The 16,983-nt window shown below is 67.2% G+C and carries 20 protein-coding genes and 1 pseudogene; 17 read left to right on the top strand and 4 right to left on the bottom strand.

Going from position 1 to position 16,983, the window contains the following annotated elements:
* Position 1: 1 nt before the first annotated feature.
* The 3 genes from ACTWPB_RS22955 to ACTWPB_RS22945 all read left to right on the top strand — a co-directional run bounded on the left by ACTWPB_RS22955 (position 2) and on the right by ACTWPB_RS22945 (position 2,344).
* Positions 2–760 (top strand): FHA domain-containing protein, encoded by a 759-nt coding sequence (locus ACTWPB_RS22955; protein ID WP_446222623.1) that lies wholly within the window; start codon positions 2–4, stop codon positions 758–760.
* Between the two features lie 33 nt (positions 761–793).
* A complete protein-coding gene (locus tag ACTWPB_RS22950) occupies positions 794–1,648 on the top strand; it encodes an SDR family oxidoreductase (RefSeq protein ID WP_446222622.1) in 855 nt (284 codons plus the stop codon).
* 120 nt (positions 1,649–1,768) lie between these two features.
* Positions 1,769–2,344, top strand: a complete 576-nt coding sequence (locus ACTWPB_RS22945; RefSeq protein ID WP_446222621.1) for a Uma2 family endonuclease — start codon at positions 1,769–1,771, stop codon at positions 2,342–2,344.
* Between the two features lie 303 nt (positions 2,345–2,647).
* Here the strand turns inward: ACTWPB_RS22945 and ACTWPB_RS22940 are convergent, their stop codons facing one another.
* The gene (locus ACTWPB_RS22940; protein WP_446222620.1) at positions 2,648–3,619 is read right to left on the bottom strand and encodes a threonine/serine dehydratase; all 972 of its coding nucleotides are present in this window, start codon (positions 3,617–3,619) and stop codon (positions 2,648–2,650) included.
* Positions 3,620–3,897: 278 nt separating this feature from the next.
* On the opposite strand from ACTWPB_RS22940, the gene ACTWPB_RS22935 reads away from it, so the two are divergent.
* From ACTWPB_RS22935 to thpD, 5 genes are all read left to right on the top strand, one after another.
* Positions 3,898–4,611 (top strand): response regulator transcription factor, encoded by a 714-nt coding sequence (locus ACTWPB_RS22935; protein WP_378914266.1) that lies wholly within the window; start codon positions 3,898–3,900, stop codon positions 4,609–4,611.
* Between the two features lie 68 nt (positions 4,612–4,679).
* Positions 4,680–5,231, top strand: coding sequence for a diaminobutyrate acetyltransferase (gene ectA, locus ACTWPB_RS22930; RefSeq protein WP_446222619.1), 552 nt, complete (start codon positions 4,680–4,682; stop codon positions 5,229–5,231).
* Positions 5,231–6,499, top strand: a complete 1,269-nt coding sequence (gene ectB / locus ACTWPB_RS22925; RefSeq protein ID WP_446226447.1) for a diaminobutyrate--2-oxoglutarate transaminase — start codon at positions 5,231–5,233, stop codon at positions 6,497–6,499. The genes ectA and ectB overlap by 1 nt, the downstream gene beginning before the upstream one ends.
* Positions 6,496–6,900, top strand: a complete 405-nt coding sequence (locus tag ACTWPB_RS22920) for an ectoine synthase (RefSeq protein ID WP_446222618.1) — start codon at positions 6,496–6,498, stop codon at positions 6,898–6,900. Before ectB ends, ACTWPB_RS22920 begins: the two co-directional genes overlap by 4 nt.
* On the top strand, positions 6,884–7,849 hold the full coding sequence (gene thpD / locus ACTWPB_RS22915; protein WP_446222617.1) for an ectoine hydroxylase: 966 nt from the start codon (positions 6,884–6,886) through the stop codon (positions 7,847–7,849). The genes ACTWPB_RS22920 and thpD overlap by 17 nt, the downstream gene beginning before the upstream one ends.
* Here the strand turns inward: thpD and ACTWPB_RS22910 are convergent.
* On the bottom strand, positions 7,846–8,700 hold the full coding sequence (locus ACTWPB_RS22910) for a hypothetical protein (RefSeq protein WP_446222616.1): 855 nt from the start codon (positions 8,698–8,700) through the stop codon (positions 7,846–7,848). The genes thpD and ACTWPB_RS22910 overlap by 4 nt on opposite strands.
* A 229-nt stretch (positions 8,701–8,929) precedes the next feature.
* Positions 8,930–9,220, bottom strand: coding sequence for a hypothetical protein (locus ACTWPB_RS22905; protein WP_446222615.1), 291 nt, complete (start codon positions 9,218–9,220; stop codon positions 8,930–8,932).
* A 53-nt stretch (positions 9,221–9,273) separates the two neighbouring features.
* On the opposite strand from ACTWPB_RS22905, the pseudogene ACTWPB_RS22900 reads away from it, so the two are divergent.
* The 4 genes and pseudogenes from ACTWPB_RS22900 to ACTWPB_RS22885 all read left to right on the top strand — a co-directional run.
* Positions 9,274–9,366 (top strand): annotated as a pseudogene (locus ACTWPB_RS22900) (MarR family transcriptional regulator); the annotation flags it as partial.
* An 81-nt stretch (positions 9,367–9,447) separates the two neighbouring features.
* A complete protein-coding gene (locus ACTWPB_RS22895) occupies positions 9,448–9,579 on the top strand; it encodes a hypothetical protein (protein ID WP_446222614.1) in 132 nt (43 codons plus the stop codon).
* A gap of 119 nt (positions 9,580–9,698) precedes the next feature.
* Positions 9,699–10,970 (top strand): glycosyltransferase family 87 protein, encoded by a 1,272-nt coding sequence (locus ACTWPB_RS22890; protein WP_446222613.1) that lies wholly within the window; start codon positions 9,699–9,701, stop codon positions 10,968–10,970.
* Positions 10,971–11,311: 341 nt separating this feature from the next.
* Positions 11,312–11,755 carry a DNA/RNA non-specific endonuclease gene (locus ACTWPB_RS22885; protein WP_446222612.1) on the top strand — a complete coding sequence of 148 codons (444 nt, stop codon included), beginning with the start codon at positions 11,312–11,314 and terminating at the stop codon, positions 11,753–11,755.
* A gap of 31 nt (positions 11,756–11,786) precedes the next feature.
* Here ACTWPB_RS22885 and ACTWPB_RS22880 read toward each other — a convergent pair whose 3' ends face one another.
* A complete protein-coding gene (locus ACTWPB_RS22880; RefSeq protein WP_446222611.1) occupies positions 11,787–12,455 on the bottom strand; it encodes a TetR family transcriptional regulator in 669 nt (222 codons plus the stop codon).
* 140 nt (positions 12,456–12,595) lie between these two features.
* On the opposite strand from ACTWPB_RS22880, the gene ACTWPB_RS22875 reads away from it, so the two are divergent.
* From ACTWPB_RS22875 to ACTWPB_RS22855, 5 genes are all read left to right on the top strand, one after another.
* Entirely contained in the window at positions 12,596–13,672 is a 1,077-nt protein-coding gene (locus tag ACTWPB_RS22875) for an oxygenase MpaB family protein (RefSeq protein WP_446222610.1), read from the top strand.
* On the top strand, positions 13,593–14,123 hold the full coding sequence (locus ACTWPB_RS22870; RefSeq protein WP_446226567.1) for a hypothetical protein: 531 nt from the start codon (positions 13,593–13,595) through the stop codon (positions 14,121–14,123). The genes ACTWPB_RS22875 and ACTWPB_RS22870 overlap by 80 nt, the downstream gene beginning before the upstream one ends.
* 109 nt (positions 14,124–14,232) lie before the next feature.
* Entirely contained in the window at positions 14,233–14,892 is a 660-nt protein-coding gene (locus ACTWPB_RS22865) for a GAP family protein (RefSeq protein WP_446222609.1), read from the top strand.
* A gap of 15 nt (positions 14,893–14,907) precedes the next feature.
* Positions 14,908–16,614, top strand: coding sequence for a SulP family inorganic anion transporter (locus tag ACTWPB_RS22860; protein WP_446222608.1), 1,707 nt, complete (start codon positions 14,908–14,910; stop codon positions 16,612–16,614).
* A complete protein-coding gene (locus ACTWPB_RS22855; RefSeq protein WP_446222607.1) occupies positions 16,607–16,963 on the top strand; it encodes a hypothetical protein in 357 nt (118 codons plus the stop codon). The genes ACTWPB_RS22860 and ACTWPB_RS22855 overlap by 8 nt, the downstream gene beginning before the upstream one ends.
* The last annotated feature ends 20 nt before the right edge of the window (positions 16,964–16,983 follow it).

Here is a 16,983-nt window from a genome sequence, read left to right as displayed (position 1 = left end):
CATGCCGATGTGCGCGGACGGACACCAGTCGCGGTCGACCGACTACTGCGATGTGTGCGGATCGGCACTCGGCGGTGCGCCCGCGCCCGAGCCGGCGGACCTGCGCCTGTGCCCCCACTGCCACGCGCCGGCCAGCGGCCGCTTCTGCGAAGGATGCGGCCACGACTCCGCCCTGCCGCCACCGGCCGCCATCGCGCGGGCCGGTGACCGACCGGCATCGGCTGACCCGACACGGGAGAGTGTGCGGCCCGAGTCGCCCGACCCGTCATGGGCGAGTGCGCAACCCGATCATCAGAGTGGTTTCGACTCCACACTGATCGCGACCGGCGCGGCGCCGGACAGTGGCCGGTCCAGGGTGTGGGTCGCCCGGATCTTCGCCGACCGCGAGTTCTACGCGCGCGTCCAAGCCCGCAAGGGGCCCGATGCCGAACGTGTCGAATTCCCGGACTTCTCCCCGGAACGCCGAATCATCTTGCGTGGCAACCAGTTCCTGATCGGAAAACGATCGGCCTCGCAAGGAATCGTGCCCGAGATCGACCTCGGCATCGCCCCCGCGGATATCGGCGTCTCCCGGGCGCATGCGATGATCCAGGTCGATCGGGGCGGCGCGCTCACCATCACCGACCTCGGTTCCACCAACGGGACCAGCCTGGACGGCGCCGAAACACCGATCACTCCGCAGCAGGCGGTCGCCGTGGGCGAGGGCAGCCGGATCCACGTCGGCGGCTGGACCACCATCGCGATCACCGCGGAACCGTAGACGCAGCTGTTCACCAAACGTAGGGTCGGGGCCATGACGAAGTTCGACGGGAAGACCTGCCTGATCACCGGTGCCGCCAGTGGCCTCGGCCGCGCCACGGCGTTCGCGGCCGCCGCCAAAGGGGCGTCTCTCGTCCTGACCGACATCACCGCCGACGCGCTCGCCACCACCGCCGAGGAACTGCGCGCGACCGGCGCGACGGTGCGTCTCGCGCACGCCGCCGACGTCAGCGACCACTCCGCGGTCGTCGGCCTCGCGGCCCACACCTTCGAGGCCGTCAGTCACGTCGACATCGTCATGAACGTGGCAGGCATCGCCACGTGGGGCACCGTCGACAAGCTCACCCCCCAGCAGTGGCGCCGCACTGTCGACATCAACCTGATGGGCCCGATCCATATCATCGAGGAGTTCGTGCGCCCGATGATCACCGCGGGTCGCGGCGGTCACCTGGTGAACGTGTCCTCGGCGGCCGGGATCTTCGGCCTACCGTGGCACGCCCCCTACAGCGCCACCAAGTTCGGCCTGCGCGGTGTCTCCGAGGTGCTGCGTTTCGACCTGCGCCGCCACAAGATCGGCGTCAGCCTGGTGTGCCCCGGCGCGATGGCCACCCCGATGGCCGACAGCATCGACATCGCGGGCGTCGACCGTGACAATGCCGCACTGCAGAAGGCGATCCGCCTGTTCATGCGCCACGCCGTCACCCCCGACCAGGCCGCCACGGCGGTGATCAAGGGTGTCGAGCGCAATCGCTACTGGGTGTACACCTCCCGCGACATCCAGTTCGCCCACTGGGGCCAGCGCTACTTCCCCTACGGCTACACCCTGGCCATGCGCGGCCTGAACTCCGCGATGACCAACTACGCCGAAAAGAACGCACTGGTCCGCTAGACGAGATCACTCGGGTTCCGGGATCGCGGTGTGCCGCTCGGTGATGGTGGGTCTCATCTAGACTTGCCGAGACCGGCCGACGCCGATTTGTAGGTCGGCTCGAGCGGAAGGAGCGTTCCATTGAGCACCGCGATTCCGCAGTGGATGTACCCGCCGCGCGACAGCGGCTGGGAAGCTGATGACCTCGATCTGCTGCCGCCCGATGCCCCCCGCCACACCGAGCTGCTCGATGGAGCGCTGATCTTCAACATGTCCCCTCAGCGGAGTTGGCACGACCGGGTAATCCGCAGGCTCACTGCCGCGTTGGAGCTGGTTGTGCCCGCGGAGCGGACCGTCGAAGCGCAGATGACCATCAAACTGAACAACCGGAGCAGGCCGGAGCCCGACATCATCGCCGCGCGCGTCCCCTACTCCCCAGACCGCACACGCTTCCTGCCCGAGGAAGTCGAACTGGTGGTCGAGATCGTCTCGGCAGAGTCCGAAGACCGGGATCGACGCTACAAGCCGCGCCTCTACGCCGAAGCAGGTCTACGGCACTTCTGGCGCATCGAGGACGAATCGGGGCTGCCGGTCGTGCACACCTACGAACTCGATGACACAACCGGCTTCTATGTGGCCACGGGAGTGCACCGCGACCGGCTGACCATCACCGTCCCGGTCACCCTCGACATCCCACTGACCGACCTCACGCGCTGAGGAACGACCAGCGTGGTGCTGCCCTGAGAATTGTCACGAGATCGGCTCTCGCTTCATATTGCTGCCGTGGTTCTGTATTCGGGTCGAGGTAACTCGTGCCAATCGAATTCGCCCCGCTGTCACGGTGTTGCCAATAGAACGACTGTTCTCGGGTGTTCGGGCGGAGATTCCATACAGCCGTGCAGCGGCCTCACCGGTCGTCTGGAGACTCTGAGCGCTGCCGTCGAGCCGCCGGTCACCCTGCTCCAGAATCGAGTACGGCTATACCTTGGCCATGCGGGGCCTGAACTCCGCGATGATCAACTACGTCGACAAGAACGCCCTGGTCCGCTGAACGAGGTCGCTGGGGTCGGTATTTGCCCCGCAAAGGATCACGCACACCCGTTCGCCGGGTTCGGGCCGATAGGCCGGGCCCGACCCGGTGTCGAGCAGCGCCGCCATCGCGGTGGCCGCGCCGTTCTCGACGACGATGCGGTGCGAGTCCCACAACTGCTGCCTGGCCGCGCGGATCGCCTCGTCGGGCACCAGCAGCGATCGCACACTCGGATGCTGGGCCGCGGCCGAGGCCATCGCCGACACGTTCGGCGCGCCGAGGGAGTCCGAGGCGATCGAGTCGACGGTGACATCCACCGGGTGGCCGGCTTCGAGCGCGGCATTGAGCGATCGACAGCCCCGCGGTTCGACGGCCACCGTGCGAATCCCGAAATGCTGTGCGGCGACAGCAGTTCCCGTGAACAACCCACCGCCACCGACGGCGACGAGCACGGTATCCAGATCAGGAATCCGCGCCTGGATCTCGCGCATCAGCGTGCCCGCGCCCGCCGCGATGAGCGGATGGTCGTAGGCATGGGCGGCGAGCGCACCGCTGGTCTCGGCGAATTCCCGGCACGCGGCCAGTGCCTGTTTGTACTCCGGACCGATCAGTCGCACCTGCGCGCCGTAGTCACGAAGTCGACTGATTTTGACCGGTGGAGCGGTCTCGGGCAGAAATACCGTCGCGGGCACCCCCGCGTCGCGGGCAGCCCACGCGCACGCCAACCCCGCATTGCCACCCGAGGCGATCGTCACACCCGCTGCCGGCAACGTCTCGGCAGCGGCGTGTGCGCGCACGAAATTCTGCGCACCACGCGCCTTGAAAGTACCGGTGAACTGCAAGAACTCCAGTGCGAACCACAGCGGGTCCGGCCCTGGTCCGGCAGGTGCGACGGTGATCGGGCGAACCAGTCCGTCGATGCGCGCCGCGGCGGCTTCGATGTCAGCGAAAGTCGGGGTCACGCCCCCGACTATGCCACTGCGACGACGCCGCCGAACCGCCTCTTGACCGGGTGAATTGTTACGACGGGTTTACGCCGGGGGCGCCCTGGGTACATAACAGATCAGTAACAAGCTCGAAGGCGGGTAGACGTGTCGGTCTGGGGACGCGAAACCCCCCAGTGCACCGGCACACGCCCGGCGTGTCAGCAAAGGATGTGCACAATGAGCGAGCCAAGTGAGCGGGCGAACGCAGCCGCCATCGCGGCGATGTCGGCGCCCAGCGTCAGCGAGGTGCTGGCATGAGTGCGAACCTGATGATCGTGGACGACGATGTCCAGATGCGCGGCGACCTGCGTCGCGCGATGGAAGACGAAGGGTATGCCGTAGCCGAGGCGGGCGTACCCTCCGACGCCCTCGATCGGCTGCGAAACGACGGGCCACCCGATCTGATGATCGTCGACCTGATGCGCGGCGAGGCCGACGGCTTCGACTGCATCAGGGAGATCCGTCGTGACCACGACGTGCCGATCATCGTGATCAGCACCCGTTACGACACCCACGACGTGGTCGCGGCCCTGGAGGCGGGGGCCGACGACTTCGTGAGCAAGCCGTTCGAAATCAAGGAGATCACCGCCCGGATGCGCGCGCTCCGCCGTCGCGCCCGCATCACCGCCGACCGCGACACGACCCCCGAGGCCGTGCTCGACGCCGATCCGCACGCTCCGCTGGTGCTCGCGGCCGACGCGGGCGCAGTGCGCCGCGGTGCCGAGGAGATCCACCTCACGGTCACCGAATTCCGTTTGCTGTGTGAATTGGCGGAAACCCCGGGGCGGGTGCTGAGTCGATCCGTGCTGCTCGAAAGAGTGTGGGATCAGGGCTTTTTCGGTGACGAGCGCATTGTCGACGTTCACGTGCGGCGCCTGCGTACCAAGATCGAACGCGACCCGTCCGACCCGCGCATCGTGGTTACCGTGCGTGGTCTCGGGTATCGCCTCGACGTGCAGTCGCAGTAAACGATTCGTCATACAACCGCAAAGAGCTCGACACAAAGACCGCAAAGTCGGCTGGGCACGTTAGATATATGACAACGTCCACCATGCCCATCGAGCCGGCCGCCAGTGCGGCGGGCCCTGGTTCGGAAACGAGATTGCGTCATCCACGGCTGGGCGACGGTGCTCAGCTGTGGCGGATCGCTCGCGATTCGCAGGTACTCGACGTCAATTCCAGCTACGCGTACCTGCTGTGGTGTCGCGATTTCAGTGCGACCTCGCTGGTCGCCGAAAGTGACGGTCAGCCCGTCGGGTTCGTCATCGGATATGTGCGTCCGGACGCTCCGGACACGCTGTTCGTCTGGCAGATCGCCGTCGACGCGCACTGCCGTGGCCGCGGCCTGGCCGGCGCCATTCTGCACGCATTGCTCGATTCGGTAGCACAAGCGGGCATCACCACCTTGGAAACCACGATCTCACCCGGAAACACCGCATCGCATGCGCTGTTCTCCGCGGTGGCCCGGGAACGCGGTGCCGATTTGCGCACCGAGGACCTGTTCGAAGAAAACGATTTCCCCGATTCACACGAGGCAGAGCTGCTGTATGTGATTTCACCGGCTCAGCGCCAGGAGGAACGACGATGATCACGACCACCGACACCAGCATTTTCGAGGCTATGGAATCGAATGTGCGCGGATACTGCCGTGACTGGCCGGCCATCTTCAGCACCGCCGAAGGCGCCTGGTTGCGCGACGAGCAGGGCCGCGAATACCTCGACTTCTTCGCAGGCGCCGGCGCGTTGAACTATGGACACAACAACCCGATTCTGAAAAAGGCGCTGCTGGAATACATCGGCAGCAATGGCATCACCCACGGTCTCGATATGTCGACCGTGGCCAAACGCGAACTGCTCGAAACCATCCGCGACAATCTGCTGTCGCCGCGTGGGCTCGACTACAAGGTGCAGTTCCCTGGCCCGACCGGCGCGAACGCTGTCGAAGCCGCGCTCAAGCTGGCCCGCAAGGTCACTGGGCGCAAGACCATCCTGAGCTTCACCAACGCCTTCCACGGCATGACCCTGGGCGCGCTGTCGGTCACCGGCAACGCCGCCAAGCGGGCCGGTGCCGGTGTACCGCTCGAGCACTCCACCCCGATGCCCTACGACGGCTACTTCGACAACACCATCGAGGACTTCGGCTGGATGCAGCGCGTCCTCGACGACAGCTCCTCGGGTTTCGATCGCCCGGCCGCGGTGATCGTGGAGACCGTGCAGGGTGAGGGCGGGGTCAACCTGGCCCGCGCCGAGTGGCTGCGCCACCTGGCCGGACTGTGTGCCGCGCGCGACATCCTGCTCATCGTCGACGATGTGCAGATGGGTTGCGGTCGCACCGGTCCGTTCTTCTCCTTCGAGATCGCCGGTATCACCCCCGACATCGTGACGCTGTCCAAGTCGATCGGCGGCTACGGCCTGCCGATGGCACTGGTGCTGCTCAAGCCCGAGCACGACCAGTGGGCGCCCGGTGAGCACAACGGCACCTTCCGCGGCAACAACCCCGCCTTCGTCACCGCGACCGCTGCCCTGCGCGAGTACTGGTCCGACGACAAGCTCGCCCAGCGCACCGCCGAGAACGGCGCCTACGTGGGCCGCACGCTGAGCGCGGTCGCGCAGCGGCACACCGGGGTGTCCACCCGTGGCCGCGGCATGGTGCACGGCATCGTCTTCGACGACCCGTCGCAGGCGGGCAAGGTGTGCCGCACCGCGTTCGAACAGGGTCTGCTGGTGGAGACCTCGGGTTCGATGGACGAGGTCGTGAAACTGCTGCCGCCGTTGACGCTGGGCAGCGACGAACTCGATCAGGGCCTGTCGGTGCTGGTCTCCTCGATCGACACCGTTTGTGGTGGTGCCGCATGATCGTGCGCACCACGGCAGAGATCACCGGCACCGAACGCGATGTGGCAGGGCCGGGTTGGCGTAGCAAGCGCATCGTGCTCGGCGGCGACAAGGTCGGTTTCTCCTTCCACGAGACGACAATCGAGGCCGGCACCGTCCACAAGTTCCACTACCAGAATCACGTGGAGGCGGTGTGGTTGGTCGAGGGTGAGGGCAGTTTGCTCGATCTCGACACGGAGACCGCGTATGAGCTGGGCCCTGGCTCGATGTACCTGCTCGACGGCCACGAACGTCATCAGGTGACCGCCCGCACTCAGCTGCGGATGCTCTGTGTTTTCAATCCGCCGGTTACCGGCCGCGAGGTACACGACGAGAACGGGGTGTATCCGCTGATTATCGAGGAGGATGCCGCCAGTGTCTGACCAGCTCGACCGCTACCCGACCCGGTTGTCCGAACCTGCCCCGCACATCGAACGCACCGATCCGACGACCTGGGGAAGAATGCCCGGCCAGTCGACGGATAGTCCTGTCTCCGGCCCGGTCACCTCACCGGAGCTGGCGGGATTCGGCGCGAACGGCTTCGCGACGATTCCCGACCTGCTCAGCCCCGACGAGGTGGCCGCGTTCGGCGCCGAGGTCGGCCACCTCGCGGCCGACCCGGTGCTCTACGGGGACGACCGGGTGATCGTGGAACCCGTTGCGGGGCAGGTGCGTTCGGTGTTCCAGGTGCATCAGCTCAGCAAGCCGATCGCGGACCTGGTCGCCGAGTCGCGGATCGCCGGGCTCGCCGAGCAGATCCTCGGTTCGCCGGTGTACCTGCATCAGACCCGGGTGAACTACATGCCCGGTTTCGGTGGTAGCGGGTTCGGCTGGCATTCCGATTTCGAGACCTGGCACGCCGAGGACGGCATGCCGACCCCGCGCGCGGTGAGTCTGTCGATCGCGCTGACCGACAACTACCCGTTCAACGGCAGCCTGATGTTGATGCCCGGTTCACACCGCACCTTCGTGCCGTGCCTGGGCGAAACGCCGAGCAGTCATTATCGGGAGTCGTTGCGCGAGCAGCGAATCGGGATTCCGACCGCCGACGACATCACGTTCCTCGCCGCCCGCTACGGCATCACCCAGTTCACCGGGCGGGCCGGTTCGGCGCTGTTGTTCGACTCCAACATGATGCACGGCTCGTCGAACAACATCACCCCGTTCCCGCGCTCGAACATCTTCCTGGTGTTCAACAGCGTGGAAAACACGCTGACCGAGCCCTTCGCGGCACCTCATCGCCGCCCGCAACACATCGCCGCCCGCGACTTCACCCCACTGCGTGACGTCGCATCGGAAACTGCTGCCGTACTGGCGGATCAGGTGCCCTAGGGCTGTTCGGACAATGCGGACAGGGAGGCCGCCGCCCGCGGATCGTCGTGGGCGGCGGCCTTCCACCATTGTTCGGCGGCGGCGCGCTCGCCTTGTTGCAGGAGCAGGGTGCCCAGGTCGAAGGCGGCCCCGCTGTGGCCTGCCTGTGCGGCCTGGGTCCACAGGGCGCGGGCCGAATCGTGTTCGCCGCGTTCGTGCATGGCGGTTCCGAGATCGTGCAGGGCGCCGCCGACACCTTGGCTGGGGGGTCGCGGGGGAGTCGGTGGGTCGGCGGGTGCGCTGGCGACGTCCGGCGGGGGATCGGAATTCGCGGTCGGGGCTTCGGGTCCGGTGGAAACCACCGGGGGAGCCGGTTCGGCTGGGCCCGTGCTGAGCTCGACGACGAGTTCGTTGAAATCGGGGGTACCGGGACCGGTGCTGCACCACAGCGTGGACGCCCCGTCGGGGAGCAGGTCCACGACCATCCCGTAGTTGCCCGTCCAGGACTGGTGGGTGCCCGACTCGGCCACCCACACGGGTGTGAGCGTGAACAGCGCGTCGGGTGCGTCCGCTGTCACCGAGATGTCGATGCCTTCGGCGAGGGCGTCGTACCAGATGTCGACGCCCGCCAGCGATTTCCCGTTCAGATTCACGTGCCCGTCATGGACGGAGAGCCCGAGACCCAGGCCCGTCACGTCCTCGGGCGCCATCACCGACAGTGCGCGCAGATGTACCGCGGTCGTCCCGGCGGGCAGCGCCTCGGTGTACATCGGATAGACCGCCGCGCCACACCATTCGATCGGATCGGCGCCGTGGTAGCGCTGATCGAGCGGTACCGGTTCGCCAGGGCGTTGCGCGCCGGGATCATTCATCGGTGGCACCCACACTTTCCGCTGTCGAACCCCCTCGCGGCGCCAGACGGTCCGCGGTTGCGCGGTACACCGTACTCGCCTCTACGCGCAGCCGTGGCTGATTCTCGGCTACATCGCCGCTGATCGCAACAGTGCCCCGGCGACCTCTGCCGACCGGGTCCGCAACTGTGTGTCCGGATGTCGGGCAACGGGATTCGCCGGGGCGTAACCCGACTGATCGGGCGTGGTGTCAGACGGCGACCGACTCGCCGATCTCCTCCTCGGCCGCGGCAGGCGCGATCGGCTTCGGCGCGTGGCGTGCCTCGTGCCGACCCGCCACCACGACGAGCACCACGCCGACCGTCAGCCAGGCGAACAGGCCGATCAGGCGGGAACCGAACCCGGCGCCACCGTCGAAGTAGAGCAGGTCGCGCAGGCCTTCGACGAAGTCGGCGCCGTTCCAGAACGAGTGCAGCGCACCGAGGAAGCCGTGCTGGAGTTCGGGCCCGTAGACGCCGCCGGAGGTGGTGAAGTTCAGCATCACGAACAGGGTGATCAGGGCCAGCGTGGTCCAGCGCTTCAGTCGCCGACAGCATTCTCGACCTGGTCCTCGAGCGCGACGGTTGCCTGGCCACCGACCTGGCCGAACAGTTCCTGCTCGACAAGTCGACCGTCAGCAGGCAGGTCGCTGCGCTCGAGCAGCTCGGCTACCTCGACCGTGCCGTCGATCCCGGCAATCGACGCAATCACGTCCTGCGCGCCACCCTGGTGGGCCGAACGGTCGTCCGCGAGGCCGAACGCCGCCGCCGCGAGGCCTTCCAGGCGCGTTTCGCCGACTGGGCCGACGAGGATGTCGCGGCCATGGCCGGTTACCTGACCCGGTACAACCGCGGCGACTGACCAACCCGGCATTGCGCGCGGGCGGTCTCCCGGTGGGCATCCGCCTGGCTATTGCGCGCGTCACTCCCGCCGATGGGCGGTGCCCCGGCAACGCGCGCGAGTCGGTATAGTCGCCGCGGATGAGTAGTGACACCACCCACCCCGTGCAAGAGAATTCCCCACGCCCGATCAATCGAGCATGGTGGCTGGTGCCGGTGTTGCTCACCATTGTTTCGGTCGTCTGTGTCAGGACGCCGCTGTGGCCCTTCGAGCGCTATTCCGACGGGTTCATCGATCTCCAGGTCTACCGCCTCGGCATCGAGGCGATGCGCGACGGCGCCGATATGTACGGTCAGCTGCCCAAGACCACGATCGGCATCGGTTTGCCCTTCATCTACCCGCCGTTCGCGGCCATCGCGCTCGCGCCGTTCGCGCTGCTGCCGTGGGGCGCGGCGAAGATCCTCTACGTCGTGGTGTCGATCGCCGCCGTCGCCTGGACGCTGTACCTGGTCGCCCGCCGCTACCATCCAGACCGCAAGCAGGTCGCCCTGCTGGTGACCGCCTGCGCGCTCCCGCTGGCGATGCTGGTGGAGCCGGTCCGCTCGACCATCGACTTCGGTCAGGTCAATCTCCTGCTGATGGTGCTGGTCGCTACCGACTGCCTGCTCCCGAAAACCCGCTACCCCCGCGGCATGCTGATCGGCCTGGCCGCCGCCATCAAGCTCACGCCCGCCGCCTTCGTTCTCTACTTCTTGGTTCGCAAGGACTACAAGGCCGCCGCGACCGCCGCGGGCACCGGTGCGATCGCCACCATCGCCTCCTTCGCGTTCCTGCCCACCGAATCCACCCGCTACTGGTTCGGTGGCCTCGGCAATGTCTCGGGCCTGAGCGGCTCGGCATTCCATACCAATCAGTCGATCCAGGCCGTCATGGCCCGCCTCCACATCACCGGCCTGCCCTTCGATGCCCTGTGGCTCGTGCTGGGTGCCCTGCTGCTGGTCCTCGTCGTCGCCGCGATGCGCAAGGCCGCCGACGCCCCCGCGATCGCCCTGTCCCTCAACGCGGTCTTCACACTGCTGCTCTCGCCGATCTCGTGGTCGCACCACTGGGTCTGGATCGCGCCCGCGTTGCTCGCGATGGTCTGTCACGCCCGGACCCTGCCCGCCAGCAGTGCCCGAGGCTGGTATGCCACGGCCGTCGTGGTCGCCGCCGTCTTCGTGATCGCACCGCACAGTTTCCTGCCCGACGGCGAGCACCGCGAGACCTCGTGGACGTGGGATCAGCACATCATCGGCGACACCTATGTATGGCTGGCTGTTGTGCTCGTTGTGCTGTTCCTGGTCACCGGACGTCAGCAGGCGCGGACCGTGGCGGCGCCGACGGTGGTCGAAGAGCCGGCGCGCGTCGCCTAGATCGTCGTCGGCGACGGCTGATCGTCACTCGAATCCGGCGGCGTCATCCCTGGTCGGGCGGTGACCGACGGCCGCCCCGGACGGCACCGACGATGTTCGCGTGGGCCCAGCTCGACACCGAGACGTCGATCGCACCGGCGGTCTGGTCGCCGAGTCGTGGGCGGCGGCGGGACACCGGGCCCGAGGTAGCGGGTGCGGTCTCCAGCCGAAGCTGGGCGGATGTGGAACAACGGGTAGTCGACTACTCGTGAGGGCGTCCCCGGTGGCGACGACGATCGTGTGCACGCCCATCACGGGCGAACTACCGACACGCACCGTCTGCCTTCTGGAAGGGGCATCCGATGACCGCCCACGTGGATACTCCGTCGGCAACCCGCATCGAGAGCGCCGTGCTGCGGACCGGATACGACCTGGACTTTCTCGGGCCCCGAGTCGAGGTTCCGGAACTGGATGCCGCGATCCGCGGTGACGCGGTTCGCCTCGACGGCTCCGACGTCATCAGCTACACCCACTTCTCGTTGGCGTTGAGCACGTCGCGGCGGTTCGCGTTCTGGGTGGCGTGGAATATCGACGGTGCCGCGATGCGGAACCTGTCCCGCACCGGCATCGAATTCGTGAAAGACCCGCGCATCCCGGCCCGTGTGCAGGTGGGAAACGAACTCTACCTCCGCAATCGGCTCGATCGCGGACACCTGGCGCGGCGCGCGGATCTGCTGTGGGGCAGCGAGACCGAAGCCGAGCAGGCCAATATCGACTCGTTCTTCTACACCAACATCGGCCCGTGATCGCCGGCACCGGTCAGCGCGTGCCCGGCCGTCAGGCGGTCCCGGGCTTCGCGCCGGTGACAGGTAGCGCGCCGCGGTTGTCGATGCTCAGCAGCAGGCTCGCGATGAGGTCGGTGAGATGTTCCCGGGTGGTGTCGAATTCGCCACGCATCCAGGCGGCGACCAGCTCCAGGGTGCCGCTGACCACGCTGTAGGCGGTCATATCGGCGTCGAGTGGATCGGCGGGTTCAGCGAGGAGTTCGCGGCCCACTGCCGACATGGCGCGGGCGATCGCGTGCTGGGTGGCCAGACGTGCGTCCTGGAGTGCCTCGGTGCTGTGCGCGTTGAGCAGCAGAGCAGGTCGGCGGGGGTCGGCGAGCAGGAATCCGAGCGATGCGTCCGCTGCCGCGCGCACCTGGCTATCGATGTCAGGGGCGGCGTCGTGGGTGGCGGTGACCACCGCGGCGATGCCGAGGGCGGTGTGCTCCTCGACCAGCGCGCTGAGCAGGGCATCGCGGTCGGTGAATTGCTCGTAGAAGTAGCGATCGTTGAGCCGGGCCTTGACGCAGACGGCCCGTTTGGTGACGGCGGGCGCCCCACCCTCGGCGAGCAGGTCGAGCGCGGCATCCAACAGCGCGCCCCGGCGGCGGGATCGGCGTTCCTCCGCGGCCACGCCACCGTAGACGCGCGACGGCGTCGCGCCATCGGAGTCGTTGTGCATGGCCGCCTTTCCCTACCTCGGGCGTCAGCGTAGTCCACCGGCACTCTTGACCATCCACCAGTTCTGGTGCACTCTGGCACCAGACTAGTTTGTGGTGCCAACCTGCACCAGAACTGGTGGCGGAACAAAGGAGTTCACCGATGACCTGTCCTGTGCCACATCCAGAACCCCGTTCGGTCGGCGCCACCCCGGCGTCCTCGGGCGAATCGCTCAGCGCCGTCGCACGATTCGAACGTGTCGGCGGATCGATCCTGTTCGGTTTGTTCGGTGTCGGTTTGTTCGACCAGCCGATGCTGCCCCCGGTGTCGGCCGCACTCGAGGCCACCGGACGTTCGCGGTACCAGCCGTGGGCGCGGGCGGTGCGCACCGCGGCGGCGGACCAGCTGATCTACCACGGCGAAGACGCCGATCGGGATGCCGAGTCGCAGCGTCTCATGCTGCTGCACCGCGACGTCAAAGGCGTCGGCCCGGATGGCGAGCGATATTCGGCGCTCAACCCACAGGCATGGAACTGGATCCTCTACTCCACCTTCTTCGTTCAGCGCGGCGCCTATCTGGCGTTGACCGGCGACACTCCGTCGGCGGCAACGGACCAGGCGATCTGGGACCACTACCGCACCAAGACGCGCGGCCTGCACCTGCCCGGCACCTCGCGGCCGATCGCGAACTACCCGGACCTGACCGCCCACTACAACAGCATGATCGCCGAACTACGCGCGACCTCGGCCCTGGAGGCAGCCACCAGCTCCGTCCGGAAGTCCCCGAGCCCGGACTTCGTGCCCGCCGTCATCGCCCCGCTCTGGCGGCTGAGCGCACCCGCCCTCGGCCATATCGCGATGATCCTCGGATGCGGCATCATGCACCCCGACGTGCGCGCCAACATGCCGATCACCTGGACCGCCCGCCAGGACCGCCAATTCCGGGTCCTCACAGCCGCCCTGCGTCTGGCCCACAACCGGCTCCCCGCCACGCTCACCGATTCCCCGATGGCCCGCAACCGGCGCAAATACGAACGACTGGTCGACCGGTATCGCAAGGTCGGCCTCACGTCGTTCGCCCCTGATACCGCCGACCGTCCCGGCAGTCGTCGCCCCAGCGTTCCAGGGTCTCATCGGGGTAGCGGGCGAAGTTGCGGGCGTGGCGGGTGCGGGCGCCGCGCAGGGTCTGGATGTTGTGCAGGCTGTGATTGGCGTTCTCCGCACAGGTCAGAGCCTTGAGTTGCGGGATCCAGATGTGCATCTCCTCGGGCGCCTCGGTGTCGGGGGCGTAGAGGAACTCGAATTCGATACCGGCGATTTCCCGACGGGTACCGGTCTCGGTGATGAGGTTGGTCGGCGAGATGTAGGACACCTGCGGTCCCTGTGTCGCGGCGATACCGATACCGCACGTGACGAAACCCTGTGGGCCGGGCGGCAGCATCGATCCGAACGCGTAGAAACTGCGGCGTGCCATCGCATTTCCGGCGACCACGTTCTCGCCGATGCGTACTTGTCGAACTGCAGTCCCGGCGCGATGATCGGCTGGGTGGCGGCGCGATTGATCTCGGTTGTCGCGTCGCTGACCTGCTTCGGCTTCTGGCACATGGGCGGGCGCTCCTGCCGTGGTCAGACGGTCGTCGTCTCGACGATCCACCGCGCCGCGTACGCGTACATCGCCCGTTGCGGGTGAACTCCCCAGGCGCTGGTGTCGGTGGTGCGGTATGCCCGCGTGGTGGTGCGAGCGATTTCACCCACAATGTGTGACGCGCGGTGCTGTTCGCCCTCCTTAGCGTGAGCGCATGGGCTCAGTCATCGGTGATCTGCTTCCGCTGGCGGTGGGTGTGGCGATCTCGCCGATCCCCATCGTCGCGGCCATCCTCATGATCTTGTCGAAGAACGCGGGCGGGGCGGCGAAGGGGTTCGCGGCGGGCTGGGTCGCCGGGATCCTGGTCGTGACCGCCGTGGTGACGCTGCTCGCCGGATCGCTGGGCGACTCGGCGGCGAAGGAGCCGTCGGCGGTGGTGTCCTGGATCAAGATCGTGTTGGGCGCTGGGCTGGTGCTGCTGGCGATCAAGCAGTGGCAGTCGCGGTCGGACACGTCGGTGCCCGCCTGGATGCAGGCCATCGACACGCTCACGGTGGTCAAGGCGGCGGGTCTTGGCGCGTTGTTGTCCGGGGTGAATCCGAAGAACCTGTTGCTGTGTGTGTCCGCGGGCGTGGCGATCGGTTCCGGTGCGCTCAGCGCGCTCGGTGACATTGTCGCGATCGTGGTGTTCACGCTGATCGCCTCGGTCACCGTGCTCGCCGTGGTGCTCGGATACGCGCTGGCCGCCGACAAACTGCGATCCACCCTCGACAGCGCCAGACAGTGGCTGCAAGCGAACAACCACGCGGTGATGGCGATCGTGCTGCTCGTGATGGGCGCGGTCGTGGTCGGCAAGGGCATCGGCGGACTCTGACAGAAGGGGCTCGTCGTGAGAACATTTCCGGTCTTCGAATCGCTGCACGGCTATCAGCGCGCGTGGCTGCGCCCCGATGTGATCGCGGGGCTCACCGTGTGGGCGGTCCTGGTGCCCGAAGCGCTGGCCTATGCCTCGATCGCCGGTGTGCCGCCGGTCGTCGGGTTGTACGCGGCGGTACCCGCGCTGGTCCTCTACGCGCTGGCGGGTAGTTCGCGCCACCTCATCGTCGGCCCGATGTCGGCGACCGCCGCGCTCTCGGCCGCGATCGTCACCCCGATGGCAGGCGCCGACGGCGGCCGCTACCTGGCCATGTCGACAGCGCTGGCCATCGCGACCGGCATCGTCGGCCTGCTGGCTGGGCTGATCCGGCTGGGTTTCATCGCCTCGTTCATCTCCGAACCGGTCTTGAAGGGCTTCATCGTCGGACTCGCCCTGACGATCATCATCGGCCAGGTGCCCAAGCTGTTCGGGGTGCACAAACACGACGGCAACTTCTTCGAACAAGCCTGGGGTGTGATCCGCGAGCTCGGTGACTCCCAGTGGCGCACACTGCTGATCGGTCTGCTCGGTCTCGCGGTCGTCCTCGGCCTCAAGCGCTGGCTGCCGCTCGTGCCCGGCTCGCTGCTGGCCGTGCTCCTGGGCATCGTCGCGGTACAGCTGTTCGGGCTCGACGACAAGGGCGTCGATATCGTCGGCCACATCGATGCGGGTCTGCCCTCGGTCGGTCTGCCGTCCGGTGTGGGGTTCGACGACTACCTCGACTTGCTCGGCCCTGCGGTCGGTGTGTTGCTGATCGGCTTCGCGGAAGGGCTCGGGGCGGCGAAAACCTATGCGGCCAAGGCGGGTTACACCATCGATCCCAACCGGGAGCTGTTCGGGCTCGGCGCGGCCAACCTCGGTGCGGGCCTCGGCTCGGGCATGGTGGTCAACGGCAGCCTGTCCAAGACCGCGGTCAACGGCGGTGCGGGCGCGAAGACCCAGGTCAGTGGTCTCGTCGTCGCCGTGCTGACCGTGCTCACCCTGCTGTTGCTGACGGGGCTGTTCGAGAAGCTGCCCGAGGCGACGCTGGCCGCGGTGGTGATCGCCGCGGTCATCGAACTCGTCGACATCGCAGCTCTGCGCCGTCTGTATCGGGTGTGGAATCAGCTGCTCGGCAGCATCTACGGCCACGCTGCCCGCGCCGACTTCCTCGCCGCGATGGCCGCGATGTTCGGTGTGCTGCTGTTCGATACCCTGCCCGGTCTGCTGATCGGCATCGGCGTCTCGATACTGCTGCTGGTCTACCGCAGCTCCGAACCGCATGTGGCCGCGCTCGCGAAACAGGGCGCCCTGTGGGTGGATACGGCCCGCCACCCCGAATTGACCTCGCGCCCGGACCTGCTGGTGGTTCGCGTCGAAGCCGGCTTGTTCTTCGCCAACGCCGACTACGTGAAGTCCCGGATCGAGCAGCTGTGCACGGACTCGACCCGCTTGGTGGTGCTCGACGCCGAGACCTCGCCCGCGCTCGACGTCACCGCCGCGGCGATGTTGCTGGACCTGCGAAATACCTTGGCCCACAAGCAGATCGATTTTCGCATCGCCCGCTCGGTAGCCCAGTTCGGTGAAGCCCTCGGTTCGGCCGAGGCGGGCGAGACCCCGATCGGGATCTACCCGACGGTCGCCGCCGCGGCCGCCGAGTTACCCCCGCAGTCACGCACATCGAGGAGCACCGATGGGTGAACTGCTAGCGCTGCTGCTGCCCGAGATGATCGGGCTCGTCGTCACACCTGCCGCGATCGCCGGATGCGTGCTGCTGCTGCAATCGCGGCGCCCCATCGCCAACGCGCTCGCCTTCGGTGGGGCCTTCTTGCTCGTCTATACCCAGGTCGGGGCAGCGGCGCTGCTGATCGCCGCGACCGTCGACTTCGTCGTGCCGATCGCTATCTACCTGGTCCTGGGGGAGCGTGCCGAGGCGGGGCTGGGAGGAGCCAAACAGTGGATGCTGCGCAACAACCGAGCGATGTCGATCGGTGTGCTGTTCGCCTTCGGCGCGCTGTTCACGATCCGTGGCATCGCCAACCTGACATGACCGCAATTCACCCGTAGTGG

Source organism: Nocardia sp. IBHARD005 (genome assembly GCF_052814245.1).
This window is presented reverse-complemented; position numbering and strand designations above follow the sequence as displayed.